Raw genomic sequence first — 26,649 nt, 5'->3', positions numbered from 1 at the left:
ACACCTGTCTCATGTTCCGGCGGCCAGAGGGCGCGCCTGCGGTTTTATGTCTATATACACTCCCCGCAGATGCTTCGTGCCCCCTTTCGCCAGTGTTCAACGGCCGCTCACGCGTTTTATAAGGTTAGTACTCGCGATATGCTGAACCGGATCCTTGGCTGGATGTCCGCCGACATGGCGGTGGACCTTGGCACTGCCAACACCCTCGTCTATGTCAAAAATCGCGGCATTGTGCTCAACGAGCCTTCGGTGGTCGCCATCGCGACCGTCCGTGGCAAACGCCAGGTGCTGGCTGTCGGCGACGAAGCCAAGCTGATGCTGGGTCGAACTCCCGGCAACATCCAGGCTATCCGCCCGCTACGTGACGGCGTCATCGCCGACTTCGAAGTCGCCGAAGAGATGATCAAGCACTTCATCCGCAAGGTTCATCGCGGTAGCCGCTTCGCCAGCCCGAAGATCATCATCTGCGTGCCCTCCGGCTCCACCGCCGTCGAGCGCCGCGCGATCCAGGAAAGTGCCGAGAGCGCCGGCGCCCGTCAGGTGTTCCTGATCGAAGAACCCATGGCCGCCGCCATCGGCGCCGGCCTGCCCGTCACTGAACCGACCGGCTCGATGGTCGTCGATATCGGCGGCGGCACGACGGAAGTCGCCGTGCTGTCGCTGGGCGGCATCGTCTATGCCCGTTCGGTCCGCGTCGGCGGCGACAAGATGGATGAAGCGATCATCGCCTACATCCGCCGTATGCATAACCTGCTGATCGGTGAAGGCTCTGCCGAGCGGATCAAGAAGGAAATCGGGTCTGCCTGCCCGCCCGAAGATGGCGAAGGCCGTCAGATGGAAATAAAGGGCCGCGATCTGATGAACGGCGTTCCGAAGGAACTGCTGATCTCGGAACGCCAGATCGCTGAAAGTCTTGCCGAACCTGTCAGTCAGATCGTCGAAGCCGTCAAGGTTGCCCTGGAACACACCGCACCGGAACTGGCCGCGGATATCGTCGACAAGGGTATCGTGCTGACCGGTGGTGGCGCCTTGCTCTCGAACCTGGACCTTGTCCTGCGCCATGCGACGGGCCTGCCGGTGTCGATTGCCGACGATCCGCTGTCTTGCGTCGCCCTGGGGACCGGTCGGTGCCTGGAAGAAATGTCGACGCTGCGGAATGTTCTATCGACCGCCTACTAATTGTAGTAGGCTCACTAACGAAAGCAACCAAGGTCCGGCCTAAGCTGCTGGGATCTAAGACGACGCGATTAATAGCCGCATGAAAGCACGGTCGCAGACGGCAGTACGCATGACAGCCCCCCTTCGGGTGGCCGCCCATCGTGTCGCCTTCGCCGGATTGGTTGCGATTTCCTTAATGCTCCTGGTGGTCAGCCGCGCTGAATTCGGTGTCCTGGAACAGGCGCGGATGGCAACGGTCGACTTCTTCGCGCCGCTCCACCGCTTCCTCTCGCGTCCCGTTGATGCCATCAACGAGACGGCGCTCGAAGCACGCACCCTGCTTGATCTCCGCTCGGAAAATCAGGCTTTGCGGGCCGAGGTCACCAAGCTGCGGAACTGGTACGACGCCGCCCAGCGGCTCGATGCGGAAAACCGCGCCCTGCGCGACATGCTGAATTACGCCCCCCCGCCCGAAGGAAACCAGATCACCGGCCGCGTCATCGCCGACGCAGGCGGCTCATATGTGCGCAATGTGCTGGTATCCGTCGGCGCCGATCATGGGGTGAGCAAGGGTCAGGCCGCCGTGACCGGCGAAGGCATGGTGGGGCGCGTGACCGAGGTTGGCTCGCAGACCTCCCGCGTGCTGTTGATCACCGACTTGAACAGCAAAGTGCCGGTCATCGTTGAAGGCAGCCGCGAACGGGCGGTGCTGGCAGGCGACAATAGCGCCGTTCCCAAGCTCCTCTATCTGCGCCAGGAAGCCCAGATCCAGCTCGGCGACCGTGTGGTCACTTCCGGTCATGGCGGTCTTCTGCCGCCGGGCCTTCCGATTGGTGTCGTCAGCCAGATAAGCGAACGTGGCGTTCTGGTTCGCCCCTATGCCGACTGGCAGCGCCTGGAGCATATCCGCTTGCTCGACTATGGGCTGACCGGCCCCTTCGATCCGCGCGCCAAGCTGGAACTGAAGGCGACCGGACCGCAGCCATGATGCTGCCGCTTGCGCGGCTGGGTCTGATCATCCGGGGAACCACCCCGGCGACAATCACCCTGGCATTGGCCGTTATCAGCATTATTCCGATCAGTATGCCGAACGGGCTGGTGGTTTATCCGCACCTGACTCTGATGTCCGTCTTCTATTGGACGATCTATCGGCCAGACCTCATGCCGCCGCTAGCCATCTTTGCCATAGGCCTGACGCAGGATCTGCTGACGGGCGGACATCTGGGACTTACCCCCTTCCTGCTGCTGGGCGTCTACGCTTCGGTACTTACCCAGCGGCGGGCCTTTGTCGGCAAGCCCTTCGTCCTAACCTGGACCGGGTTTTTGATCGTGCTGTCCGTTACCTCGGCCCTGACCTGGTTCATCGTTTCGATCCTGTCCTGGCGGCTATTGCCGCTGCCGCAGATCGCCGCGCAATTTGTAACGAGCCTGCTTTTGTTTCCGCTATTAGTGTGGTTCTTCGTGCGAACCCACCGGCGCATCCTGCCGCCGACGACCTAAGAGGACTGCCCTTGCCGCGCCCACGCGACAATGATCGCGACCGTTTTTTCACCCGCCGGGCCCTGCTGCTCGGCGCGGGCAAGGCTGCGCTTCTGTCGGCTCTGATCGGGCGTCTTTATTATCTGCAGGTGGTCGAGAGCGATAAATACGCGACACTCGCCGAAGACAACCGCATGAACCTCAAGCTGCTGGTGCCGCCCAGAGGTCGTATTCTCGACCGACTGGGCGAAACGCTGGCGACAAACCGTCTGAATTATCGCGTGGTCCTGGTGCGCGAGCAGGCCGGCAATATCGAGGTTACCCTGGAACAGCTGGGCAAGCTGATCGAAGTAACCGAAGGCGACCACCGCCGTGTCCTGCGCGAGGTGAAGCGCAAACGCGCCTTCGTGCCGGTGGTCGTGCGCGAAAACCTGTCCTGGGAAGATGTCGCCAAGCTGGAGGTCAATGCCCCGGACCTCCCCGGCATCTCCATCGATGTGGGCCAGAGCCGCCTCTATCCTCATACCGAAGCTGTCGGCCATATTCTGGGGTATGTCGGCGCCGTCTCGGAAAGCGAGCTGAAAGACGGCGGCGATGATCCCCTGCTGGATCTTCCCGACTTCCGTATCGGCAAGAACGGCGTCGAAAAGATCCACGATACGGTCCTGCGTGGCGGGGCGGGCTCCTCCCAGGTTGAGGTCAATGCCGTCGGCCGCGTCATCCGTGAACTCAACCGCAACGAAGGCCAGCCGGGCCGCGATGTCGAGCTGACGCTGGACATCGGCCTGCAGGAATATATCCGCCAGCGCGTGGGCGAAGAGAGCGCGGCCGTCGTTGTTATGGATATCCATAACGGCGAGGTTCTCGCCATGGTGTCCGCGCCCGCCTTCGACCCGAACACTTTCGCGGCCGGTATCAATGCCCGCGACTGGGAAGAGCTGCTGTCGAACCCAAAGTCGCCGCTGACCAACAAGGCCATCGCCGGACAATATCCGCCGGGATCGACCTTCAAGATCGTGACGTCGCTGGCCGCGCTGGAAGCGGGGGTCGTCACACCGTCCACCATCATCTCGTGCCCCGGCCATATGGAGTTTGGCAATCGCCTCTTCCATTGCTGGAAATACAAGGGCGGCCATGGGCCGGTCTCCTTGCATGAAGGCATGATGTATTCCTGCGACGTCTATTATTACGAAATCGCCCGGCGCGTCGGCATCGACCGGCTGGCCGATATGGCCCGGCGCATGGGCCTGGGCAAGCAACTGGCTCTGGATCTACCTGGCGAGCGTCCCGGCCTGATTCCGACCCGTGAGTGGTTCCGCGCCAAGCGCGGTGGCGCGTGGCCCCAGGGCGAGACGCTGAATGCCGGGATCGGTCAGGGCATGATTCTGGCCACGCCGCTGCAGCTCGCCACCATGACCGCCCGGCTTGCCAACGGCGGCTTTGCCGTGGTCCCGCACCTGACCCGCCGCATCAATGGCAAGAAGCCCAATCTGCCCAACCAACCACCCTACCCTTCCATGGGCCTCAATCCGGCGCACCTGAAAGCCGTGATGATGGGCATGAACGGCGTTTCAAACGAGCCACGCGGCACCGCTTATAAGGCCCGCATCACCGAGCCTGGCTTTGAATTGGCAGGCAAGACCGGCAGCGCCCAGGTCAAGGCCATCTCGATGGCGGAACGTGAGCGAGGCGTGCGCAAGAACGAGGATCTGCCCTGGCGCTTCCGCGACCATGCGCTCTTCGTCGCCTTCGCGCCCGTACAGTCGCCACGCTATGCCTGTGCGCTGATCGTCGAACATGGCGGCGGCGGCAGTTCGGCGGCAGCTCCCATTGCCCGCGATGTGCTGCTGGAAACCCAGAAGCGCGAACAATACTGGCAGTCGGCCGATATCGCCCGCCGATCCGCCGCACTCAACCCCGGCAGCGTTGGCGGCTTTGGCGGCGGCAACAGCTTCTCCTTCTGCTGCGATGACCCGAACCATCCCCATGGCGGGGTCGGCGGCAGCTCCTTCTTCCCCAAGGGCGGTTTCTTCGGATGAGCGGCTGGGATATCGGCCGCAAGGAACTGTCCCTGGGGCAGAAGCTGTGGCAGGTCAATTGGCTGCTGGTGCTGATGATCTGCGCGCTGTCCTGCGCAGGTTTCGCCATGCTTTATTCGGCAGCGGGCGGCAAGATGGACCCCTGGGCCAGTGCGCAGCTCAAGCGGTTCGCTGTCGGTCTGGTGATCATGATCGTGGTCGCCGTGGTCGATATCCGCTTCTGGATGCGCTGGTGTTATGCGCTCTATGCCGCAACGCTGGTGATGCTGGTCGCGGTGGAGCTGCAAGGCAAGGTCGGCATGGGCGCGCAGCGCTGGCTCGATCTCGGGTTTTTCCAGTTACAGCCGTCCGAGCTGATGAAGATCGTGCTGGTCCTGTGCCTCGCGCGCTGGTTCCACGGTATCACCATCGAGAATATGGGCCGCTTCATCACCACCCTTACCGTTCCAGCCCTGCTGGTGGCACTGCCGGTGGCGCTGGTCGTCAAGCAGCCGGACTTAGGCTCGGCCCTGATGCTGATCGCGGGCTCGGCGGGCGTCCTATGGGCTGCGGGCGGGCGTTGGTGGCTGTTCGGCCTCGGTATGGCCGGGGCAGCAGCGGCAGCCCCCATCGGCTGGACCTTCCTGCGCGATTATCAGAAGGAACGGGTACTGACCTTCCTGGATCCCGGTCGCGATCCGCTCGGCGCGGGCTATCACATCACCCAGTCGAAGATCGCACTTGGCTCCGGTGGCGTGACCGGCAAGGGCTTCATGCTGGGGACCCAGAGCCACCTGAACTTCCTGCCCGAAAAGCAGACCGACTTCATCTTCACCATGCTGGCCGAGGAATTCGGCATGATCGGCGCGGTGGCCCTGCTATCGATCTATGTGCTGATCATCATCTATGGCTATGCCATCGCTTTCCGCTCATCTTCGCTGTTCGGGAAGCTGGTGGGCGTGGGGGTCGTAACGCACCTCTTCCTGTCGCTCTTCATCAATACCGCCATGGTGATGGGCATGATCCCGGCCAAGGGCGTGCCGCTGCCGATGGTATCCTATGGCGGCTCTTCCATGATGGTGACGATGCTCGGATTCGGGCTGCTGATGAACGTGTGGATTCATCGCGATACACGACTTGGACGACGCGGATTCGAGGACGGATAATTTTTGTGCGAGCGGGCGCAAAAAACCCTTGCGCCTTTGGCCTTGGGACCGCTATACACCCGCCACGCCGCCGCAACCTTGCGGGCACATAGCTCAGTTGGTAGAGCAGCTGACTCTTAATCAGCGGGTCCACAGTTCGAGTCTGTGTGTGCCCACCAATCGGCCGGTAGGCGTGAAACCCCTGGAAACATAGCGTTTCCGGGGGTTTTTCTTTGTCGCTCTCTGATCGATTTCGTCGGCAAGCCTTCGATGCTAAATTGGCAACTTCGTCATCCTGAGCGCCAACCTTATTGCTTATGACCAATCACCTCAAAACCCTCCGCAAAGCATCCGGCATGACACTGGAGGCGCTGGCGGCTGCCATTGGGACGGATCGGGGAACGCTCAGCAAGCTGGAAAACGGCCATCGTCGGATGACCGTAGACTGGATGATCAAGCTTGCCGGGCCGCTGGGGGTCGAGCCCAAGGAATTTCTCGCCCCTGAGCGTCCGCCGCCGTCCCCCCTACCCCAGGCCGCACTGGACACAGTCCCAGTGAGAGCCGCAGCCGCCGGGCAGAATGCCGATATCGAGCTTACCGATGCCATCATCGAATGGGTGCCCCGGCCAAGGTCACTGACAGGCGTCCCGGACGCCTACGCCGTCCATATCGTCAATTCGTCGATGGAACCGCGCTATATGCCCGGCTGGATCGCCTACATTCACCCGGATAAACCGGTAGGGATCGGCAATGATGTCATCGTCTTTCTGCGTGACGGCACCTGTCTGATCAAGACGATAACCCATCTCGATTCCGGCCGCCTGACCTTGAGCAGCTTCAATCCGGCCTACCCACCGATTTTCCTGGAACGCCAGGATTACGTGCGGCTGCATCGGGTGCTTTTCGGCCTGCCCAAAGACGCCATCTGAGCCTTTCAGCCGTCAAATCAAAAAGTTGCCGATTTGGAAACTTTTTGATTTGACCATTTTTATCCGTCTCGGCAGGATAGCGCGAATGAGAACATTTAGTGAACTTTGATTTTCACGAGGCGCCCATGGAATGGTTGACCGTTCATCGCTTCCGCACCCGCCGCCCCTTGCGGCTGCGCCTTTTAGCTTGGCTATGGAGGGATTGATGCCCGCTGGGATCACGCCGGGAATCGGCTGGCGGCGCTGCTGGGCGGCCGGGGAGCCGGACCTGGGGCTCACGGCGGATGAGATCATGGACCTGCAACAGGAGGGCGCAGTGGTCGAGATCATCCATGCGACCATTCTCGAGCGAAGCTACCGTGCTTGGCTCCCTCCCACTCCAGGTTCAGGAGAGACGGCCGATTTCAAGGTGAACAGCAGCTCCAGAACCGATGCTGAGACACAACTCGCCCTCGAACGCCAACGCAGGGCCGACCTCGGCTAAGCCCGGCAGTTCTGTCAGGGCCGGTACTTCTGCCAGCGGCGTCCCCTCCTATCCCCTCTTAAGGTCGCCGTATCTGCCGAGGACATCTGATGCTGCGAAACATGACCAACGCCGAAGGCGAGGGAACGTCCCCGCTTTTTTCGGCACCAAGACTACGCAAGGCGACCGAACTCTGGGATCGGCTGGCAACATCGCGGCCACCGCGTCGGACTGACTTCCCACCCGAGGCCTTACGCGAGAACCTCGGGTATGTTGCAATCGTCGAGCATAACCAGAATGCCTGCTTCAATTTCCGCTTGGCGGGGACCGAGCTGGTGCGGCGGGCCCGGCGCGAATTGACCGGCCTGTCCTTTGACGAGCTCTATAGCGGCGATCAGTTGATGCATCTGAACGCGCTGTTCAGCCGGGCGCTCGCCTTCGGTCGCCCCCATCGGGCGGTGGGACTTTCGGTTTTCGGTGACGAGAATACGGACATGGAAGTGGCCTTGCTGCCGGTCTGCGGCAACGATGGCCGAACCTACACTCAGGTATTGGCGATTTTCGCCTTTTCGGGCGTGCCTCAACAACGCAGCTACAGCTCATTTCGTTAACCATTTTCGTGTGATAAGCGCCGTCTCGGCAATGCGCCAATAGACGGCGATTGAGAGAAGCCGTATCGTGAAATCCTCACAATCGGCGGTCTGTCACAAATCATGAAAAATTCAGGCGCGGTTCTCCTTGCAGCGGGCCTTGCAGTCGGCGCAATTGGTGGTTTTTTTGCCGGTCGCGGCTCCCCCGAGGCGGAAAAACCGCCGACGCTAGTAGCAGCTTCGTCGCCAGCGGTCCCCTCCACCCCGCCGCAACCTCAGACAACTGCCGTTACACCGCCGACGGACCAGCCTACGAGCAGCCCTCAACAACCGCTTTCATTAACCACATTAGGGCTGCCACCCAGCCTCGATTTCCTGCGGCTGGCGGTCGAGCGCGGCCAAACGCCGGGGACGGGTCAGAACGCCTGCTTCCATTTCTCGGGCAATCTGCGCCCCGATGCCGACTATAGCTCGTTCATCAGTGTCGAGCCTGCTGCCAAGCCCGCCGTCCGGGTGGTTGGCCAGAGCCTCTGCCTTGCCGGTCTTCCCCGTCCGAAGAGCACTGTCACCCTGCTGAAGGGACTGCCGGGCGATAGCGATAAGACCCTGGCCCAGGATGCCCAGGTGCAGGTCGATTTTGGCCCGTCGCAGCCCAGCGTCAGCTTTGCCGGAAACGGTTATGTCCTGCCGCGCCTCGGTACCTCTGGCGTCGTGCTGCAGGTTGCCGGCGTGCGCGAGATCGAGATGCAGGTCCTGCGGGTCGGCGATCGCATGCTGTCCCGCGAAGCCAACGAAGAGTTTCCGCGCGCCAATCTCTATGCCTGGGACGTCAATCGTATTGCCGAGGATCGCGGCGCGATTGTCTGGAAGGGCGTAATGAGCGTCCCGCAGAGCGACAGCCCGACGCCGGTCGCCTTCCCGCTGGCCGACGCCCTGAAGGAGCGCAAGCCCGGCGCCTATCTGATCGTCGCGACCCCGCTTGTCGACGGCAAGGTGCCCGATTCCGACGAATGGGGCCGCCGCGCCACCCAGTGGATCATCGATACCGACCTCGCCATGACCTCCTATCGCGGCAGCGACGGCTTGACGGTTGCCCTGCGGTCGCTCGCCTCGGCCAAGCCTGTGGTCGGCGCCGACCTGCAACTGATCGCGATCAACAATGAAGTCCTGGGCACGGCCAAGAGCGACGGCGAAGGTCTGGTGCGTTTTCCCGCAGCGCTGATGAACGGGTCCGGCGGTAATGCTCCAGCCTCGCTGTTTGCTTTTGGTGGCGACAAGGATTTCGCGCTGCTCGATCTGCGCCGTCCCAGCTTCGATCTGTCGGATCGCGGTGTGGCAGGGCGCACGCCGCCGGGTAATTTCGACGCTTTCTTCTATGCCGATCGCGGCATCTATCGCCCCGGCGAGACGATCCATCTGAGCGCCCTGCTGCGCGATATCGGCAGTCAGGCCGCCGAAAAACAATCGATGTGGGTTGAAATCCGCCGCCCGAACGGATCGGTCTTCCGCGCCGAGGAGTGGCCTGCGACCGCTGGCGGTGGCCAGACCCATGCCATCGAGCTTCCGGGATCGGCACCGCGTGGCCTCTGGAGCGTGTCGGCCTATCTGCACAAAAACGGCCCGCAGATCGGCGGTCTTGAAGTCGACGTGCAGGACTTCGTCCCGCAGAAGCTGAAGGTCGCCGCCGAGATCGCCCCCACCCGCCCCGATGCCAGCGAACCGTTGATGGTCGATGTGGCTGCCGATTTTCTCTACGGCGCCCCCGCCCCGGATATGAGCGTCGAGGTCAGCGCGAATGTCTTCGTCGACAATAATCCCTTCGACGGCGCCACAAACTGGGCCATCGGCAAGGTCGAGGAGACGTTCGAGCCCCAGACGGTGAACTTTGAGGTTCCCGCAACCGATGCCCAGGGCAAGGCCCAGGCGGTGGGTAATTTCGATGCCCTGCCCCCCTCGGGCAAGCCGCTGCGCGCCTCGATCACCGCCACCGTGTTCGAGCCCGGCGGCCGTCCGGTCCATGCCATGGACGAACGCCCCCTGCGCACCCGCCCGCTCTGGCTGGCGATCAGGAAGCTGGGAGATGGCGGCTGGGTACCCGAGGATGCGGACTCCAAGCTCGATATCGCTGCTTTCGATCCTGACGGCAATCGCCTGGAGGCCAGCGGCCTGCGCTGGCGTCTGGTAAAGGAATATTGGAACTATCGCTGGTATCGCCGCGATGGCGACTGGCGCTACACGGTGGATATCACCGACCGCGTGCTCGATATCGGCACCGGCACCACCAAACCGACAGAAAGCCTGAGCATCGCCCGCAAGTTCGACTGGGGTCACTATAGGCTTGAAGTCGAGGATCCCCGCAGCGGCGCCCAGGCCAGCTACAAGTTCCGTGCTGGCTGGGGTTCGACCCAGGACGACAGCGACACCCCGGACAAGCTGACGGTCGAGGTGGACAAGCCCCGCTATGCTGCTGGCGAAACCGCGCGCCTGAAGATTACGCCTCCTGCGGCCGGTGAGGTGCAGATCGTCATCGCCAGCGACCGGGTGCATCTGTCGCGTACCGTCAGCGTCGCGGCCGGTGGCGCCGTTGTCGATATTCCAACTGATCCGTCCTGGACTGTCGGCGCCTATGCGCTGGTCAGCTATCTGCATCCGCTCGATACCGCAAAGCCGGGAGAGCCAGTGCGTGCGGTCGGCGTTGCCTGGATCGGCATCGACCAGGGTCCGAAGCAGCTTCAACTCGCGATGAATGCGCCGGAAAAGGTGCTGCCGGAAAGCCTGCTGACCGTGCCGCTGAAGATCGACGGCGTGCAGGCGGGCGAGACCGTTCGCCTGACGCTGGCTGCGGTCGATGAAGGCATTCTACAGCTGACCCAGTTCGCCAGCCCCAACCCCGACGAACACTTCCTCTCTAAGCGCCGCATGGCCCTCACCATGCGTGACGACTATGGCCGCCTGCTGACCGGCAAGGCTGGGCTGATCGGCCAGATCCGCGAAGGTGGCGACGGCATGGGCGGCGCGGGCCTCGCTCAGGTTCCGACCCGCACCGTAGCGCTCTTCGAAGGGCCGGTGCAGGTGGGGGCCGATGGCACGGCCGAGGTGAAGTTCGAGGTACCGGACTTTGTCGGCCAGTTGCGCCTGATGGCTGTCGCCTGGAGCGGCAAGCGCGTCGGTCAGGCAGAAGGTCGGGTGTTCGTGCGTCAGCCTCTGGTGGCCGATGCTGGCTTCCCCCGCTTCCTTGCCCCCCGCGACGAAGGTCGGGTGACCTTGAGCTTGCATAACCTCGAAGCGCCCGAAGGCAAATATAAGATCCGCATGAGTGCCGAAGGCGCCGTCACGCTGGGCGCGCCTTACGAGAAGGAGCTGGATCTGGCCCGCGATGCACGGGTGACCGAGCGTATCGCGCTGATCGGCAAGGAGATTGGTCTTGGCACCGTCGCCCTGTCGGTGGAAGGCCCGAACGGCTATGGCTTCAAACGCTCCTGGCCTATCCAGGTACGTACGCCCTTCTATCCGCTGACCCTGGAGCAGGTGGCGAGCCAGTCGGCGGGCGCCAAATTCACCCTCGACCCCACGTTGCTGCTTCCCTTCGAGGCAGGCAGCGTGAAGCTGGCCATCAACTACAGCCCCTTCAAGGGCGTGGATGTCCCAGGCCTGCTGCAATCGCTGGATCGTTATCCCTATGGCTGCACCGAGCAGATCACCAGCCGCGCCCTGCCGCTGCTGTTGACCAGCGACCTGTCGGCCGCCGCCGGACTTGGCGCGGGCAAGGATGCCGATGCCCTGAAGCTGCGCGTCGCCCAGGCGATTGAAACCGTGACCGAGCGCATGGATGAAGGCGGCCGCCCCGGCCTCTGGCGTCCTGGTGATGGCTACGCCGATCTGTGGGTCGTATCCCAGGCCATCGACTTCCTGTGGATGGCCAAGCAGGCGGGCTATAGCGTGCCCGAGGCAACGCTGAATCTGGGTCTCGATTACCTCGGCCGCCGTTTCTCGGATGCGCACCCCTCGCACATTGCCTACGCCCGGTATGTACGGGCGCGGGCGGGCAAGGCAGATCCAGGTGATTTGCGCGCGCTCTACGACACCTCCATCGACAAGATGCCGGGTGCCTTGCCGCGCGCCATGATGGGCGCAAGCCTCGCCTTGATCGGCGATACCAAGCGCAGTGCCGGTGCTTTCGTGGCATCGGAGCGGGTGCTCGGTCTGACCCGCTGGCAGGCGACCAATGATGATGGCTATGCCACCAGCGTGCGTGAGGCAGCGGGTGCGCTTGCCCTGGCCATCCAGGCCAAGGCCAGCAACCTCGAGGTTTTCCGCCGCAAGGTCGAAAGCCTGACCCCGGCGCCCGAGCGCAACACCACGCAGGAAAAGCTGTGGCTGTTGCGTGCTGCATCGGCCATGGCGGCAGGGCCTGCGCCCCGCATCTCGGCCAATGACATCATCCCGGCGGGCGGCATGAACGGGGCCGTCAGCTTTCGCCCCACCCCGGCCGAAGTCCAACAGGGCTACAGCCTGACCAACCAGGGCACCGACAGCGTCTTCCGTACCCTTGTGGTCACAGGCGCCCCGAAAGAAGCGCCGCCGCCCTTGAGTGCTGGTTACACCCTGACCAAGAGCTACTTCACCTTGCAGGGTGACACGCTCGACCCCGCCCAACTGACCCAGCATGACCGCCTGATCGTCTCGCTGGCCGGGACAGTTAAGGATGCAGCCCGCCATCAGAGCCTGCTGGTCGATCTGCTGCCCGCAGGCTGGGAAATCGAAAGCATCCTCAGTCTGGGCAGCCAGTCCCAGGATGGGGAAGAGGAATATGTGGAGGAGGAAGGGGCCGAACCGCCCCCCCGCCTCTATGCATTCCTGCCCGATACGACTCCGACGGTGATGCGCGAGGCACGTGACGACCGCTTCGTCGCCTCGATGGATCTGAAGGGTGGGGCGGACCAGGCCTTCCACGCCGCCTATGTGGTGCGCGCGGTGACGCCCGGTCACTACGTCCTGCCCGGCGCGGTGATCGAGGATATGTACCGAAGCGGTGTCATGGCCCGCTCCGGCGCGGCATCGACCACGGTCGGACAGAAGTGAGAAAAGGGCGGGTCGCGCTTGCGATCCTGGGGGCGGCGACGGCGGGATTACTCGCGACCGCCGCGATCCTGGACGCAGCCTTCCCGCCCGATCTTTCCCGCTATCACACCCGCGCCGTGACGGTGACAGACCGTCATGGCAAGCCCTTGCGAATCTTCCCCACCGCCGATGGCACCTTGCGGATGGCGGCCTCTCCCGCCGAGGCTGACCCGACCTATCTGACGCTGCTGCTGGCGTTCGAGGATAAGCGCTTCGGCCTGCACCCCGGCGTCGATCCCTTAGCCGTAGGTCGCGCGGCCTTTCAGAATATTACCGCCGGGCGCATCGTCTCCGGTGCCTCGACCCTCACCATGCAGGTCGCCCGCCTGCTGGAGCCACGCCCACGCACCTATCGCGCCAAACTGATCGAAGCCGCCCGCGCCGTTCAACTCGCCTGGCATTTCGATCAGGACGAACTTCTGGGTATGTATCTGACGCTGGCCCCCATGGGTGGCAATCTGGAAGGGGTGCGCGCGGCGACGCTGGCCTATTTCGGCAAGGAGCCCCGTCAGCTGACCCTGGCGGAAACGGCACTGCTGATCGCCCTCCCCCAGGCTCCCACCAGCCGACGCCCCGATCTGCACCCAGAAGCCGCGCGCGCCGGGGTACGCCATGTCCTGAACCGTCTGGCTGCTCAGGGTGCGATTACCGAAGCGGCCGCTACGGAAGCCTTGGACGATGCCCTGCCGACCCGGCGTCTCCCCCTACCCTTCCAGGCCCCGCATCTGGCACAGACCTTGGCAGATCCGCCCCCAGCGGACGGGCTGGTGACCAGCACCATCGATGCCGGACTGCAAGGACGCCTGGAAGATTTGGCTCGGCGCGAGGCATCGCAGTTAGAAGCAGGCGCCACTGTCGCCCTGCTGGTGGTGGAAAACGATAACCGCAAGGTGCGCGCCGCCATCGGGCAGGCGGATTTCTTTGCCCCTGGCGGGCAGGTGGACATGATCCGCGCCCAGCGCTCTCCTGGATCCACACTAAAGCCTTTCGTCTATGGTTTGGGTTTCGAGCATCTTGCCCTGCACCCGGATACGGCGCTGATCGACCGGGCGCTGCAGTTCGGCGATTATGCCCCGCGCAATTTCGACCGCCAGTTCCATGGCGCAACCACAGTCCGGCAGGCGTTGCTCGGGTCCTTCAACCTGCCCGCCGTCCAGGTGCTGGACAGGATCGGGCCGGAGCGTCTGGCCGGGGCCTTCGCTCTTGCCGGAGCACGGATCACCAGCGCGCGCTCGACCGGCCCCGCCAGCCTCCCGCTGGCCCTGGGAGGCGTCGGGATCAGTCTGGCGGATCTGACGATGCTGTATGCCGCCATCCCCAGCCGCGGGCAGGTCCTGCCGTTGGTTTGGCGCGAGGATACAGCCAGCCTCCCCCCCATCCGCCTGATGAGCGAGGCGGCGGCCTGGTACCTGACCGATATTCTGGCCGATGCCCCGCCGCCAGTGGGCATCGGGCGGGCGGGCGGCGAGCAGCGGCGCATCGGCTATAAGACCGGCACCTCTTACGGTTTTCGCGACGCCCTGGCGGTCGGCTTTTCCGGCAGCCATACGGTCGCGGTCTGGGTCGGGCGCCCGGACGGCACGCCGCGCCCCGGCATCTTCGCCCGTACCGCCGCCGCCCCCTTGCTGTTCAAGGGCTTCGACCGGATCGAGGGCAACCGTCCGCTGATTGTCAGCACGCCCCCTGAGGGAGCCTTGCCGCGTGGGCGGCGCCAGGAGCTACCGGCGGGGCTTAGCCAGCTGGACACAAGGCGCACGACGCCGCGCAAGGCATTGACCGTCGCCTATCCTCCCCATGGAGCCGAGGTGTATCTCGACCCCGACGGTATCGCCCTGGTTCCAGGCGGCGGACAGGCGCCCTATCGCTGGTATGTGGACGAAAAGCCGGTGACGGAGGCCTGGAAGCCCGAGGAAGTGGGATTTGCGAAAGTGACGGTCATTGATGCAGAGGGCGGGACGGCGACAGCGACGGTACGCTTGAAGGACCGGCCGTAGAATTCGTTCATGAGCAGTGAGCGACGCTACTCGTCGTCAGGGACAGCGACATCCGGATCGGCCATCCGCTTCATCGCCTCGACCTCGAAGCGATAGGCAATTTTCTCGGGCTTGCTAGCGCCGAGCGCTTCATAAAGCCGCCGGGCGCCTTGGTTATCAGTGTCGGTCGCCAGTTCGATTCGGCCGATCCCTTTGGCCAGCGCAAGACTGGCAAGGAACCCCATCAGGCCGCGCCCGATACCGATGCTGCGTGCGGCCTCGACGACAAACAGATCCTTGACGTAGATCAGCCCTTTCAGGCTGTTGCCGGGCCGCAGAATGGCAATGCAAGCGATCCCCACCGGCTTTCCCTTGCGGATGGCGAGGACAAAGCGCGTGCCTTCCCGGCTGTCGAATACCCGCCCCACCATCGCCAGATAAACGGCCTTGGACGGGTGCGTCTTCTCGGGCAGGTAATGGCTATCCAGCGCCCGCAGAAGCGCTGCGACCGAGGCGGCATCGACCGCCCCGGCGAAGCGATATTCGACGTCCTCCTGCCCCATCAGTGGCCGGTGAGTTCCAGCTTGACGCCACTGGCCTGAAGCTGGGATTCGAGGATGTGCTGCAGGCGCTTAAGCCCTTCGGCATCAGCGGCCTCGCAGCGACCGACCAGCACGTCCTGGGTGTTGGATGCACGCAGCAGCCACCAGCCATCTGCCGTGGAGACGCGTACGCCATCGGTGGCATCCACCTTGGCATCCGGCGTCTTGGCAAGACGATCCTTCACTTCCTGCACCACCGCGAACTTACGGGTGTCGGAGGAGGTAAAGCGCATCTCCGGCGTATTCACGCGGGTCGGCAGTTCGTCGCGCAGTTCGGCAATCGACTTGCCGGCCCATTCGATCAGCTCAAGAACGCGCAGGGCGGCATAGAGTGCATCGTCAACCCCATACCAGCGATCGGCAAAGAAGATATGGCCCGACATCTCGCCCGCCAGCGGCGAATGGGTTTCCTTCATCTTCTTCTTGATCAGCGAATGGCCGGTGTTCCACATCAGCGGCGAGCCGCCCAGACGGGCCACTTCGTCGAACAGCACCTGACTGGCCTTGACGTCGGCGATGATGGTAGATCCGGGCTTTTCAGCCAGCACCGGGCGCGAGAGCAGCGCCAGGATCTGGTCGCCCCAGATCACCCGTCCACGCCCGTCGATCAGACCGATACGGTCGGCGTCGCCGTCGAAGGCGATGCCGATATCGGCATTATTCTGGGCAACGGCAGCTTTCAACTGCACGAGGTTCGATTCGACAGTGGGATCGGGATGATGGGCCGGGAAAGTGCCGTCCACTTTCTCGTTCAGCAGGATGTGCTTACCCGGCAGACGCTGGGCCAGCGCAGCCATGACCGGCCCGCCAACGCCGTTCCCGGCGTCCCAGGCGACCGTCAGCGGCTTGGTAATACGAATGCCGTCGAGCAGCCGGTTGACATAACGGTCGAACAGCGGAACGTCCTCGACCTTGCCCTGGCCTTCCTCGAAATCGCCAGCAGCGGCGACCTTGCCAAGATCCTGGATGGCGGCGCCATAGACCGGGCCACCGTTCATCATCATCTTGAAGCCGTTATAATCCGGCGGATTATGCGAGCCGGTAACCTGCACACCTGCATCGGTCTTCAGATCGAAGGTTGCGAAATAGAGCATGGGGGTTGCCCCCTCGCCCACCCGCTTCACGGTCAGGCCGGTGGAGGCAAGCCCCTCCACCAGAGCGTTTTCCATGTCGAGGGACGACAAGCGCCCATCGCGTCCGACGGCAACGGTGCTGCCGCCAGACCGGCGGATCACGGTTCCAAAAGCACGGCCGAGATTCTTGGCATCTTCCGCATGCAAGGTCTTCCCGACCACGCCGCGGACGTCATATTCGCGCAGAATGGTTGCGTCGAAACGATGGGGCGCTGCCATGAATGGTTACTCCTTAACGGCGATCGAGGGGCGGCCGACACCGGTGTAATGGATACCGGCCTTCGCCATCGTCTCGGGTTCATAGACGTTGCGCAGGTCGACGAGGATCGGCGACTTCAGCAGGCTTTTCACCTTGTTGAAGTCCAGGGCCCGGAACTCGTTCCATTCGGTGATCAGAACCAGCGCATCGGCGCCTTCCATCACTTCATAGGTGCTGTTGCCGTACGTGATACCAGACAGCAGCTTCTGTGCCTCGTGGGCACCTTCGGGGTCGTAGGCCTTCACGGTTGCACCGGCATCGATCAAGGCCGGGACGATGTCGAGCGACGGGCTGTCGCGCATATCGTCGGTGTTCGGCTTGAAGGTCAGGCCCAGGATCGCAATGGTCTTGCCCTGGACCGAACCGCCGCAGGCCGCGATGATCTTGTCGGCCATGGCGCGCTTGCGCTTGTCGTTGATGTCGACAACGGTTTCGATGATCCGCAGCGGCGCACCGGCTTCCTGAGCCGTACGCACCAGGGCCAGCGTGTCCTTGGGGAAGCAGGAGCCGCCATAGCCGGGGCCCGCGTGCAGGAACTTCTTCCCGATACGACCGTCGAGGCCGATGCCCTTGGCAACGTCATGGACGTCGGTGCCCAGCTTCTCGCAGAGATCGGCGATCTCGTTGATGAAGGTGATCTTGGCGGCAAGGAAGGTGTTCGCGGCGTATTTGATCAGTTCCGAGGTCTCGACCGTGGTGAAGACGATCGGGGTTTCGATCAGATACAGCGGACGATAAAGCTGCTTCATCACTTCCTTGGCGGCATCGGTGCGGGCACCGATGACCACGCGGTCGGGACGCATGAAGTCGTTGATCGCGCTGCCTTCGCGCAGGAATTCCGGGTTCGAGACCACGTCGAACTCCGCATCCGGGCGGGTTTCGCGGATGATCTTCTCGACTGCGCGGCCGGTGCCGACCGGGACCGTCGATTTGGTGACGACCACAGTGTAACCGGTCAGCGACTCGGCGATTTCCTTGGCGGCAGCATAGACGTACGACAGATCGGCGTGACCATCGCCACGGCGCGAGGGGGTGCCGACGGCGATGAAGACGCAATCGGCTTCTGCCACGGCGGCTTTCAGGTCCGTCGTGAAAGTCAGGCGACCCGCCTTTACGTTCTGCTCGACCAGCTTGTCGAGGCCCGGTTCGTAAATGGGGATTTCGCCCTTGTGCAGACGTTCGATCTTGCCCGCATCCTTGTCGACGCAGGTGACATGAACGCCGAATTCCGAGAAGCAGGCACCGGAAACAAGGCCAACATAGCCGGTGCCGATCATCGCGATACGCATGTCTCTTTATTCCTTATCTTCAGGCGTTCAGGACGTAGTCCTTGACCCCTTCGCGATTCGCAATCGCGAGGATCGTGTTCATGATCTCGACCTTCATATCGTCGCGCTGCAACGCGAAGGCGATGTTCGCTTCCAGGAAGCCGACCTTGTCACCGCAATCGAAGCGGCGGCCGTTATAGCGCAGACCATGGAAGGGCATCACGCCGATCAGGTCAGCAATGGCGTCGGTCAGCTGGATTTCGCCACCCGTGCCGCGCTCCTGACGGTCGAGCTGCTGGAAGACAGCCGGATCGAGGATATAGCGACCGACGACCGCGCAGGTCGACGGAGCATTGGCGGGCTTGGGCTTTTCGACAAGACCCTTGGCCGAAACCAGGATGCCTTCTTCGCTGTCGGTATCGAGGATGCCGTAGCGCGAGGTATGTTCGCGCGGAACGTCCATGACGGCGACCATATTGCCGCCGATGTCGTCATAGGCCTCGATCATCTGCTTGAGGCATCCGCGCTCGGCCAGGATCAAATCGTCGGCGAGCAGCACGGCGAAGGGTTCGTCATAGCCGACCAGCGCACGGGCGCACCAGACGGCGTGCCCCAGGCCCAGCGGTTCGGGCTGACGGGTATAGGCAACACGGCCCGGCCCCAGCGGAATATCGCTGATCAGCTTCCAGAGGTCGTTCTTACCACGGCTCTGCAGGAAGTTACCGAGTTCCTGCGAGTTGTCGAAATGATCCTCGATCGCCGTCTTACCACGGCCCGTCACGAAGATGAATTCCTCGATACCCGCCTCGCGCGCTTCCTCGACCGCATATTGGATCAGGGGCTTATCGACGACGGGCAGCATTTCCTTGGGCATCGCCTTGGTGGCCGGCAGGAACCGTGTTCCCAAACCGCCGACCGGAAAGATTGCCTTGCGGACTTTCTTCTTGCTCATGCGACCCTCGTTAAATTCCGGCCGTTCTGCGAACCGTTTTGCGAACCTTGGCCAACGCCGCCAAACCTTAGGCGTAAATGTGGGGATTTCATGGTTTACTCGTGTATGACGCCGGACGTGGCGTCCTTCGAGGACTGTCTTGCCACGATGGCAAGGTCTATTCAAGCGGCCCCACAGTTAAGCTTTAGTAAGGTCATGCCCTTCTAACAGCGGCAACTTCAAAGCTTGCAGCAAAGCGCGCACTTCGGCGCGGGCTGCGACATGGCTGACGGACAGCGAACCGCCCACGCCTTCCTCACGCAGATCCAACAGCGTCAAGCCCTTCAGGAACAGTTCGCGGAAGATCACACGCTCGGAAAACCCAGGCGCCGTGCGGAATCCGATCCGCTTGGACAGAGCTTCCATAGCGGTCGCGACATTCGCGCGGTTCTTCGCTTCAACGTGAGAAAGGCGATTGCGCATCACGATCCAGTCAACCGGCGGCAGCTTGCCCAATGCGCGCCTTTTGCGCTGCTCCCACACCATTTCCGCATAGGTCGAGGGACGCTTCACTTCGAAAGTATCGGGGTCGACCTGCCCCAGAACATCGAAATCGATGAAACTGTCATTGAGCGGCGTGATCAGCGTGTCCGCCGCGATGTGACCGCGACGTGACAAAGGATTATCCGACCCCGGACAATCGATGACGATGGCGTCGTGCCTGCCAATCAGCGCACCGACTTCATCATCGAAACGCTCGGCCTGTTCCAGCGGGATCGCGATATGATCGGAGATGGGAATGGGCGCGCCGGACAGCGCCCGGAACGCCGTGCGGTTCTGCAAATAGCGGGTGAGCGTCGCCTGCCGCGCATCGAGATCGACCGAGCCGACCGACAGGCCGCAGCGCATCAGGGCGACGATCAGATGCATCGCCGTCGTGGATTTGCCCGAACCACCCTTCTCGTTCCCGATGACGATGATATGGGCGCGTTTAGCAGGAGCCTGCGACATCAATTTCCCTCGAACTGGGGCTTCACTTTGGCGACGAACGCGGACACGCCGCGCCGGTAATCCTCGGTCTCGAAACAGGCAAAACCTTCGGCCAGTTCGGGGGGGCTCAGCGGCATCGGCTCGCTCAAACGCCGCGCGAACTTCTTGTGCCAGCGATTGACCAAGGGGGCGCCACTCGCCACTCGCCCGGCCGCAGCCATGGCCTCGGCCTCCACCGCCTCATCGGCGACGAGGCGCGAGACGAGCCCGATGCGCAGGGCTTCTTCGGCATCGAAGATCCGCCCTTCGAGCAGGATCTCCATCGCCGCCGACCGGCCGACCACCGCGATCAGCCCATCCAGCTCAGGATAGGACATTACGAAACCCAGGCGATTGATCGGGATGCCATAGCGCGAGGAGCGCCCGGCGATGCGGATATCGCAGAGCATCGCAAGCTCCACCCCACCGCCGATGCAGTTGCCGCTGATCTGCGCGACCATCGGGTGCGGGCAATCCTTCAAGGCTGCCAGCGTGCGATACATCAGGGCCGCATAGTCCTTGGCCTGGTCCGGAGTCGCCCGCAGGTTCTGAAACTCAGAAATATCGCCGCCCGCGCAGAAAGCCTGGTTCCCCGCGCCACGCAGCAGAATGCAGCGCACGCTTGCATCGGCGGAGAGGGTCTCGAAGGCGAGATACAGCGCCTGCCACAGCTCCGCATTCAGCACATTCATCTTGTCCGGCCGATTGAGGATCAACTGATGGATCCCGCCCTCAAGGCGCTGAGACAAAAGAACGGGTGCTGTTTCGGCCATGGGCTGCCTTCTCGTTGATCTGAAAGCGAGAAGTCGCAGAACTTAGCGCGCCGTGCAAGATCTGCCTTGCACGCGCCGCCACTGGACAGCAGCCCGCATCGCTCTTATCAAGGCGCCAACCATTTCCATCCGCGCCGAAGGAGCCGCCGCCATGATCGATGCCGCCCAGCAAACCGCCCGCATGCTGCTGGAAATCGAAGCGGTGCATATCCGCCCATCCGAGCCTTTCACCCTGACGTCGGGCTATGCCAGCCCGGTCTATGTGGATTGCCGGAAAGTGATCTCCTTCCCGCGTGCGCGCCAGGCGATCATCCGCGCGGCGACCGAGATGCTGCAGTCCCGCATCGGCTATGAAAGCATCGATGCGGTGGCAGGCGGCGAAACGGCAGGCATCCCCTATGCCGCCTGGCTGGCCGACAGCCTGAATGTGCCAATGCTTTATGTCCGCAAGAAGCCCAAGGGTTTTGGCCGCAATGCCCAGATCGAAGGCACCTTCAAGGAAGGCGCCCGCGTCCTGCTGGTGGAGGATCTGGCGTCGGACGGCGGCAGCAAGGTCAATTTCGTCAATGCCCTGCGCACCGCAGGCGCCACGGTCACCGACTGCTTCGTCGTCTTCTTCTATGCCGCCTTCCCCGGTGGCCTGAAGTCGCTGGACGAGATCGGGGTGAACCTGCATTCGCTGGCGACCTGGAAGGAAGTCCTGGATGTCGCCGAGAAGGACGGCCGCCTGCCCGCCGCCGATATCGCCGAGGTCCGCAAGTTCCTGGCCGATCCGGTGTCCTGGTCCGTGGCCCACGGCGGCGCCGGGCAAAAGTCGTAGTCAGCTTCGTTAAGGCGTCATCCCGCCCCTGACGCGGGATGACGCGGTTTTATCCTAAGAATCTCGTCATCCTCGGACTTGATCCGAGGATCTCGTGTAGATGCACCGCGTCGAAAGCCGAACGGAGTTCGGCCACCCGATGGATCCTCGGATCAAGCCCGAGGATGACAACATTTTTAATGGGCTATCGGCGTCTTCACTCGATCCTACCCATAGCCTTGAACGGCCCGCTTCCCGGTGGATCGTTCCACGTCTGATCCCATGGGGCGGGTTTAAAGCCGGACACTCTGACGAAGACGCTGGGTGGAAGGTTCGCCCTCACGGCGAGATCTATGATGGGATAAAATTGCTCTTCATCAATGAAAAGCAGGTCCACCAGTTCATCCAATTCGAACAACCTGCCGCCGCCCCCACAGCCATGAAGCTCGAAGCGAGTGGATGTCGGCTCATAGCCCTCAAAGCCTGTGTCGAGCAGGAGTCTGCCGACACAGGCTTTGAGTAGTTCCAGAAACTCCGGCTTCTGCAAAATCCGACCTACTTATTCGCCTCGACCTTGACGCCCAGCAGACGGGCAACAGCGGCAGGTTCTTCTTCGTCCATCAGGTCTTCATAGCCGACGGGCTCGTTAGGGCGCAGGCTGAAGGTCAGGTTTTTCGGCTTTTCGACAAATGTCTTGAGGCCCTTGATCGCATCGACGGCAATCGGATTCTTCGATACCTGACGGCGCTGCTCGTCGAGAATGGTCAAGGCCATGTCGCGAATATCTTCAGGGCGGGCGCCCTGCTCGGCAGCGACCAGCTTCAGCACCCGGCCGAACAGCGACTCATCGTCGTAGCGCAGATCCAGGCTTTCCAGACGCATGGTTTCCAGGAAGGCGAACGGGTCGCCGCTGACGGCGGTTTCATAATCGAGGCCGCCCAGCGTCATGGCGAGATTGAGCGCCCCCATGTCCTTGCCGGTCAGCTTGAAGGTTTCCAGCACAAAGGCGCCGCTTTCGGCTTTCCAGTCGAAGCGCATTTCGCCATCGAAGCTCAGGCCTTCATAGCCAAGCTTCTTGAAAGCCTCCCGGCCCTCGGGATCGCGGATATCGCTGATCGTCAGCCCGGTCATGGTGCTATAGCCCGCTGCGGGTAGCGACTGTTCGAAACGGGTATATTCGGTAACGGCTTTGCCGAGCGCCAGCTTGCCAGCCTCGGCGACATCAACCTCGAAAGCGTCCAGGGATACCTTCTTCACGACAAGCCCGGTCGGGTTGCCCGCCAGCAACGCTGTATAATCGAGCGTTTCGACCGCGACTTCCCCAAGGGCGATCTTGGTGCTGGTCTTCTTCACATCGACCTTGAGGCCCGCGAGCTTGGCCGACGCCAGCTTGCCTTCGCCGAACTTATCGAGTTCGAACAGACCCAGGGAAATGTCGGTCTGCTCTTCCGGCACCGTAACCGCGAGATCCTTGACGGCAAGATTACCAACGCTCCAGGTCGCCGCGACGGCTTCCGGCGCCGTGTCCAGCGCACCGAAGTCCAGCGGCTTGGGATCGGTCAGGGTAATGGCGCCAAAAGCGATCTTCTCGCCTTTTTTGCCCGCAAAATCACCGCCCTCGATCGAGAGAGTCTTAGCCGACAGACGATCGGCCGCAAGCCCTGCGAGATCGATCCCGGTTGCCCGGCTCTTGGCGAGCTTGCCCGTTGCCTCGGGGCCGGTCCAGACGTTGGAGCGGGTCTCCAATGTCTCGGCAACACCGCCCGCCAGCGTCTCGATCAAAGTGGTGTCGGTGGTGACCGTCTCATTCTTGAAGGTGCCGGTCGCCTTGATGAATTCCAGGCGGTCGGCACCGAAGGCGGCCATGGTCAGGGCCAGCGACGGCTTGGTGAAAGCTTCGGCAAGGCTGGCAGCGCGCGGCAGCTTGCCCGGAACGACCGACAGGTTCGCACCCGACAGCCGCTCCACCACCACGCTCTTTTCGCCATCCGACCAGCGCACGCCGGTCACATCCAGCTTCTTGACCAATTGAACCGGCAAGGTGTCCGCCGCTTCGCCCTTCAAGCCGCGCGCGACAAGGCCGCCCGCATCGCGATTGGCGCCTTCTGCCACCAGCAGCGCTGCCGCGAACTTGCGATCCGCCTGCACCTTGTCGGTCGCAACCACGTCTTCCAGTTCCAGCCGCCCGTTGAGAAGCGAATAGCGCGCCGCCTTGACCGTGACGGTCGTGCCGCCCTCGTTCATCCCGGCCACCACGGCCTCGGCGATCTTCTTTTCGGCAAACACCAGGCCGCCATAACCGGCAGCGGCTAGAAGGGCGATAGCGGAGACGGCAATCAGCGGCTTTTTCATGATGGTCCTAAGGGCACCGTTTATTGGTTAAGCTACCCTTAATAGCCGAGCCCAGCCTTTTGCTCCACCTTCTTAAAGGTCGCAACCTGCTGGGCCGCTATGCGCATCAGGAGACCCAGATCGGTCGCCGAGGCCACGAAGTCGAAGCCGATATCGATTAAATGCTGCGTCAACGCATCATTTCCGCCAACGATCCCCGCCGGAAGCCCGGCAGCGTGGCAAACATCAAGGGTCTGTTTCAGCACCGCTTCGAAGGCCGGGTCACCAAATTGTCCGAACTTGCCCATGGAGGCAGACATATCGGCCGGGCCGAGGAAGATGGCATCGACACCGGGAATCTTGACCATTTCCGGCAGTTCCGCCAGGGCCGCCGGGGTTTCGATCTGCAGGATCAGGCAGATCTCCTCCCGCGCGCGCTCGTAATAATCGGCAATGGTGCCGTAGCGGGCGGCGCGATGCATCAGGGCGATACCGCGCTTGCCGTCATCGCCCTTGCCGCGCGAGGGATAATTGGCGAAATCCACGATATCGCGGGCCTGATCCGCCGACTGCACGAACGGCACCATGATGGTGCGCGCACCGATATCCAGGGCCTGCTTCACCCGCACGATATCGTTCCAGGCCAGACGCACGATGGCCTCGGTCGTCCCCTGCCCTTCGATGGCCTGGAGGTGATGCAGGGCGGAGCGGGTATCGTTGGGTGAATGTTCCATATCGACGATCAGGAAATCATAGCCCGCATGGGATAGCGCCTCGGCCACCACCTCCGACCCGGACATGATCCAGGTGCCGAACGGACGTTCCTTGTTCTTGAGCGCGGCCTTGAAGCGGTTCTTGGGCAGTTCGGTCATCTTAGAAAATCTCCGGTTCGGCAACGGGGCGACGCCCCTCGGTCTGGAGGAAATCGAAATCACAGCCCTGATCGACCTGGGTGATATGGTCGATATAGAGGGCGCCGTAGGATCGCTCGTAGCGCTTCTCGGGCGGCTGCCACGCGGCCTTGCGGCGCGCCAGTTCTTCGTCGGACACATGCAGCCACAGTTTGTTGGCCGCGACATCCAACTCGATCAGATCGCCGTCCTGAACCAGCGCCAGCGGGCCACCGACCGCGCTTTCCGGCGTCACATGCAGCACACAGGTGCCATAGGAGGTGCCGCTCATCCGGGCGTCGGAAATGCGGACCATGTCGCGGACACCCTTCTGCAGCAAGCGCTTGGGGATCGGCAGCATGCCCCATTCCGGCATGCCCGGCCCGCCGATGGGACCGGCGCTCTGCAGCACCAGGACTGAGTTTTCATCGACATCCAGGCTGGGATCATCCAGGCGCCGGGCCATATCCTTATAGTCCTTAAAGACCACCGCCTTGCCCTTGTGCTGCATCAGGTGGGGCGAGGCCGCCGACGGCTTGATGATCGCGCCGGGGGTCGAGAGATTTCCTTTCAGCACCACCAGTGGCGGCTGATCGGAAACCGGATCCTCGATCGGACGGATAACGTCCTCGTTGAAGATCTTCACACCATCGAGCAACGCATGCCAATCCTGGCCAGAGATGGTTTTCTCCCCCAGATGCAGCCGGTCGGTGAGGCGCGTCATCAGCCCCAACAGCCCGCCCGCATAGTAGAAATCCTCCATCAGATAGGTACCCGACGGGCGGATATTGGCCAGGACCGGCGTCTGCTGGGCAGCGTTGTGGAAATCATCGAGGCTGATCGGAATGCCCGCGCGCTTCGCCATGGCCGTCAGATGCACGACACCATTCGTCGACCCGGCCATGGAAGCCATGACATTTAGCGCATTCTCCACCGATTTGCGGGTCAGGATGTCGGAGGGGCGCAGATCTTCCCATACCATCTCGACAATCCGCTGCCCGCATAGGGAGGACATCCGCACATGATTGCTGTCAGCAGCGAGGATCGAGGTCGCGCCGGGCAGCGTGAAGCCCAAGGTCTCGATGATGGCGGTCATGGTGCTGGCGGTGCCCATGGTGTTGCAATGGCCAAAGGAGCGGGCCATCCCGGCCTCTACCCCGAACCACTCTTCCTTAGAGATCGTGCCTGCGCGCAACTCATCCCAATAGCGCCAGGTATCGACGCCCGATCCGACGAACTTGCCCTGGAAATTGCCCCGCAGCAGCGATCCTGCGGGCAGGAAGATCACCGGCAGATCCATAGAGATCGCGCCCATCATCAGCGCCGGGCCTGTCTTGTCGCAGCCCCCCAGCAGCACCGCCCCATCGAGCGGGTGGGACCGCAACAGTTCTTCCACCTCAAGCGCCAGCAGATTGCGATAAAGCATCGCCGTCGGCTTGACCATCACCTCGCCCAGCGACAGGGCGGGCAGTTCAACGGGATAGCCGCCCGCCTGCCAGACGCCGCGTTTCACGTCTTCCGCCCGCTGGCGCAGATGATGGTGGCAGGGGTTCATGTCGGACCAGGTATTGATGATCCCGATCACCGGCCGCCCCACGAACTCCTCGCGCCGATAGCCCATCTGCAGCGTGCGGGCGCGATGGCTGAAGGATCGCATGTCATGCACACCGAACCAGCGGTGGCTGCGCAGGTCTTCCGGCTTGGTCTTCGGCGTCCCCAATTTCCCCTCCCAAAAGGAAAAGCCGCCCGGTTGGCTCC

The 26,649-nt window shown here is 62.7% G+C and carries 21 protein-coding genes and 1 tRNA gene; 13 read left to right on the top strand and 9 right to left on the bottom strand.

Annotation, left to right across the window (positions count from 1 at the left end; genetic code table 11):
* The first annotated feature begins 138 nt into the window (after positions 1-138).
* From ACFSM5_RS15960 to pbpC, 11 genes are all read left to right on the top strand, one after another.
* Positions 139-1,179: a rod shape-determining protein gene (locus tag ACFSM5_RS15960; RefSeq protein WP_379877482.1), complete on the top strand. Its 1,041-nt coding sequence runs from the start codon at positions 139-141 to the stop codon at positions 1,177-1,179.
* 109 nt (positions 1,180-1,288) lie between these two features.
* A complete protein-coding gene (gene mreC / locus ACFSM5_RS15955; RefSeq protein ID WP_379877481.1) occupies positions 1,289-2,146 on the top strand; it encodes a rod shape-determining protein MreC in 858 nt (285 codons plus the stop codon).
* Positions 2,143-2,658 carry a rod shape-determining protein MreD gene (gene mreD, locus ACFSM5_RS15950; protein ID WP_379877480.1) on the top strand — a complete coding sequence of 172 codons (516 nt, stop codon included), beginning with the start codon at positions 2,143-2,145 and terminating at the stop codon, positions 2,656-2,658. The genes mreC and mreD overlap by 4 nt, the downstream gene beginning before the upstream one ends.
* Before the next feature lie 11 nt (positions 2,659-2,669).
* Positions 2,670-4,676: a penicillin-binding protein 2 gene (gene mrdA, locus ACFSM5_RS15945; protein WP_379877479.1), complete on the top strand. Its 2,007-nt coding sequence runs from the start codon at positions 2,670-2,672 to the stop codon at positions 4,674-4,676.
* Positions 4,673-5,821, top strand: a complete 1,149-nt coding sequence (gene rodA / locus ACFSM5_RS15940; RefSeq protein ID WP_379877478.1) for a rod shape-determining protein RodA — start codon at positions 4,673-4,675, stop codon at positions 5,819-5,821. Before mrdA ends, rodA begins: the two co-directional genes overlap by 4 nt.
* 82 nt (positions 5,822-5,903) lie before the next feature.
* Positions 5,904-5,979: transfer RNA gene (locus ACFSM5_RS15935), tRNA-Lys, on the top strand.
* Between the two features lie 138 nt (positions 5,980-6,117).
* Complete coding sequence (locus ACFSM5_RS15930; RefSeq protein WP_379877476.1) at positions 6,118-6,729, top strand: XRE family transcriptional regulator; 612 nt, start codon at positions 6,118-6,120, stop codon at positions 6,727-6,729.
* 205 nt (positions 6,730-6,934) lie between these two features.
* On the top strand, positions 6,935-7,213 hold the full coding sequence (locus ACFSM5_RS15925; protein WP_379877475.1) for a hypothetical protein: 279 nt from the start codon (positions 6,935-6,937) through the stop codon (positions 7,211-7,213).
* A gap of 89 nt (positions 7,214-7,302) precedes the next feature.
* Complete coding sequence (locus tag ACFSM5_RS15920) at positions 7,303-7,803, top strand: PAS domain-containing protein (RefSeq protein WP_379877474.1); 501 nt, start codon at positions 7,303-7,305, stop codon at positions 7,801-7,803.
* 102 nt (positions 7,804-7,905) lie between these two features.
* A complete protein-coding gene (locus ACFSM5_RS15915; RefSeq protein ID WP_379877473.1) occupies positions 7,906-12,864 on the top strand; it encodes an alpha-2-macroglobulin family protein in 4,959 nt (1,652 codons plus the stop codon).
* The gene (pbpC, locus tag ACFSM5_RS15910) at positions 12,861-14,897 is read left to right on the top strand and encodes a penicillin-binding protein 1C (protein ID WP_379877472.1); all 2,037 of its coding nucleotides are present in this window, start codon (positions 12,861-12,863) and stop codon (positions 14,895-14,897) included. Before ACFSM5_RS15915 ends, pbpC begins: the two co-directional genes overlap by 4 nt.
* A 26-nt stretch (positions 14,898-14,923) precedes the next feature.
* On the opposite strand, the gene ACFSM5_RS15905 is transcribed toward pbpC, so the two are convergent.
* The 6 genes from ACFSM5_RS15905 to ACFSM5_RS15880 all read right to left on the bottom strand — a co-directional run bounded on the left by ACFSM5_RS15905 (position 14,924) and on the right by ACFSM5_RS15880 (position 20,871).
* Positions 14,924-15,439: a GNAT family N-acetyltransferase gene (locus tag ACFSM5_RS15905; protein ID WP_379877471.1), complete on the bottom strand. Its 516-nt coding sequence runs from the start codon at positions 15,437-15,439 to the stop codon at positions 14,924-14,926.
* A complete protein-coding gene (gene pgmG, locus ACFSM5_RS15900) occupies positions 15,439-16,830 on the bottom strand; it encodes a phosphoglucomutase/phosphomannomutase PgmG (RefSeq protein WP_379877470.1) in 1,392 nt (463 codons plus the stop codon). The genes ACFSM5_RS15905 and pgmG overlap by 1 nt, the downstream gene beginning before the upstream one ends.
* A 6-nt stretch (positions 16,831-16,836) precedes the next feature.
* Positions 16,837-18,159, bottom strand: coding sequence for a UDP-glucose dehydrogenase family protein (locus ACFSM5_RS15895; protein WP_379877469.1), 1,323 nt, complete (start codon positions 18,157-18,159; stop codon positions 16,837-16,839).
* A gap of 19 nt (positions 18,160-18,178) precedes the next feature.
* Positions 18,179-19,090 (bottom strand): UTP--glucose-1-phosphate uridylyltransferase GalU, encoded by a 912-nt coding sequence (gene galU / locus ACFSM5_RS15890; RefSeq protein WP_379877468.1) that lies wholly within the window; start codon positions 19,088-19,090, stop codon positions 18,179-18,181.
* Between the two features lie 177 nt (positions 19,091-19,267).
* Positions 19,268-20,080 (bottom strand): division plane positioning ATPase MipZ, encoded by an 813-nt coding sequence (locus ACFSM5_RS15885; protein WP_379877467.1) that lies wholly within the window; start codon positions 20,078-20,080, stop codon positions 19,268-19,270.
* Positions 20,080-20,871, bottom strand: a complete 792-nt coding sequence (locus tag ACFSM5_RS15880; protein ID WP_379877466.1) for an enoyl-CoA hydratase/isomerase family protein — start codon at positions 20,869-20,871, stop codon at positions 20,080-20,082. The genes ACFSM5_RS15885 and ACFSM5_RS15880 overlap by 1 nt, the downstream gene beginning before the upstream one ends.
* 151 nt (positions 20,872-21,022) lie before the next feature.
* Between ACFSM5_RS15880 and ACFSM5_RS15875 the strand changes: the two genes are divergently transcribed.
* Together ACFSM5_RS15875 and ACFSM5_RS15870 are read left to right on the top strand one after the other, a co-directional pair.
* Positions 21,023-21,691, top strand: coding sequence for an orotate phosphoribosyltransferase (locus ACFSM5_RS15875; RefSeq protein WP_379877729.1), 669 nt, complete (start codon positions 21,023-21,025; stop codon positions 21,689-21,691).
* Between the two features lie 100 nt (positions 21,692-21,791).
* On the top strand, positions 21,792-22,193 hold the full coding sequence (locus ACFSM5_RS15870) for a hypothetical protein (RefSeq protein ID WP_379877465.1): 402 nt from the start codon (positions 21,792-21,794) through the stop codon (positions 22,191-22,193).
* A gap of 32 nt (positions 22,194-22,225) precedes the next feature.
* On the opposite strand, the gene ACFSM5_RS15865 is transcribed toward ACFSM5_RS15870, so the two are convergent.
* From ACFSM5_RS15865 to araD, 3 genes are read right to left on the bottom strand one after another with little or no spacing between them, the layout of a single operon-like run.
* On the bottom strand, positions 22,226-24,022 hold the full coding sequence (locus ACFSM5_RS15865; RefSeq protein ID WP_379877464.1) for a hypothetical protein: 1,797 nt from the start codon (positions 24,020-24,022) through the stop codon (positions 22,226-22,228).
* A 38-nt stretch (positions 24,023-24,060) separates the two neighbouring features.
* Positions 24,061-24,873, bottom strand: coding sequence for an HpcH/HpaI aldolase family protein (locus ACFSM5_RS15860; protein ID WP_379877463.1), 813 nt, complete (start codon positions 24,871-24,873; stop codon positions 24,061-24,063).
* 1 nt (position 24,874) lies between these two features.
* Positions 24,875-26,611 (bottom strand): L-arabinonate dehydratase, encoded by a 1,737-nt coding sequence (gene araD / locus ACFSM5_RS15855; protein WP_379877462.1) that lies wholly within the window; start codon positions 26,609-26,611, stop codon positions 24,875-24,877.
* Positions 26,612-26,649 lie beyond the last annotated feature (38 nt).

The sequence above is a fragment of the Lacibacterium aquatile genome (genome assembly GCF_042683105.1).
GTDB lineage: Bacteria > Pseudomonadota > Alphaproteobacteria > Elsterales > Elsteraceae > Lacibacterium > Lacibacterium aquatile.
The sequence above is the reverse complement of the archived record's forward strand: the minus strand, read 5'-3'. Positions and strand labels throughout refer to the sequence as shown.

Excerpts from the sequence above, each read along its gene's own strand:
- ACFSM5_RS15960 (WP_379877482.1), top strand. The coding sequence starts at position 139 with ATGCTGAACCGGATCCTTGGCTGGATGTCCGCCGACATGGCGGTGGAC.
- rodA (WP_379877478.1), top strand. The coding sequence starts at position 4,673 with ATGAGCGGCTGGGATATCGGCCGCAAGGAACTGTCCCTGGGGCAGAAG.
- ACFSM5_RS15865 (WP_379877464.1), bottom strand. The coding sequence starts at position 24,022 with ATGAAAAAGCCGCTGATTGCCGTCTCCGCTATCGCCCTTCTAGCCGCT.
- pgmG (WP_379877470.1), bottom strand. The coding sequence starts at position 16,830 with ATGGCAGCGCCCCATCGTTTCGACGCAACCATTCTGCGCGAATATGAC.
- ACFSM5_RS15915 (WP_379877473.1), top strand. The coding sequence starts at position 7,906 with ATGAAAAATTCAGGCGCGGTTCTCCTTGCAGCGGGCCTTGCAGTCGGC.
- mreD (WP_379877480.1), top strand. The coding sequence starts at position 2,143 with ATGATGCTGCCGCTTGCGCGGCTGGGTCTGATCATCCGGGGAACCACC.
- ACFSM5_RS15875 (WP_379877729.1), top strand. The coding sequence starts at position 21,023 with ATGATCGATGCCGCCCAGCAAACCGCCCGCATGCTGCTGGAAATCGAA.
- galU (WP_379877468.1), bottom strand. The coding sequence starts at position 19,090 with ATGAGCAAGAAGAAAGTCCGCAAGGCAATCTTTCCGGTCGGCGGTTTG.
- ACFSM5_RS15930 (WP_379877476.1), top strand. The coding sequence starts at position 6,118 with ATGACCAATCACCTCAAAACCCTCCGCAAAGCATCCGGCATGACACTG.
- ACFSM5_RS15920 (WP_379877474.1), top strand. The coding sequence starts at position 7,303 with ATGCTGCGAAACATGACCAACGCCGAAGGCGAGGGAACGTCCCCGCTT.
- ACFSM5_RS15880 (WP_379877466.1), bottom strand. The coding sequence starts at position 20,871 with ATGGCCGAAACAGCACCCGTTCTTTTGTCTCAGCGCCTTGAGGGCGGG.
- ACFSM5_RS15895 (WP_379877469.1), bottom strand. The coding sequence starts at position 18,159 with ATGCGTATCGCGATGATCGGCACCGGCTATGTTGGCCTTGTTTCCGGT.
- ACFSM5_RS15925 (WP_379877475.1), top strand. The coding sequence starts at position 6,935 with ATGCCCGCTGGGATCACGCCGGGAATCGGCTGGCGGCGCTGCTGGGCG.
- mreC (WP_379877481.1), top strand. The coding sequence starts at position 1,289 with ATGACAGCCCCCCTTCGGGTGGCCGCCCATCGTGTCGCCTTCGCCGGA.
- ACFSM5_RS15860 (WP_379877463.1), bottom strand. The coding sequence starts at position 24,873 with ATGACCGAACTGCCCAAGAACCGCTTCAAGGCCGCGCTCAAGAACAAG.
- ACFSM5_RS15870 (WP_379877465.1), top strand. The coding sequence starts at position 21,792 with ATGCACCGCGTCGAAAGCCGAACGGAGTTCGGCCACCCGATGGATCCT.
- ACFSM5_RS15885 (WP_379877467.1), bottom strand. The coding sequence starts at position 20,080 with ATGTCGCAGGCTCCTGCTAAACGCGCCCATATCATCGTCATCGGGAAC.
- ACFSM5_RS15905 (WP_379877471.1), bottom strand. The coding sequence starts at position 15,439 with ATGGGGCAGGAGGACGTCGAATATCGCTTCGCCGGGGCGGTCGATGCC.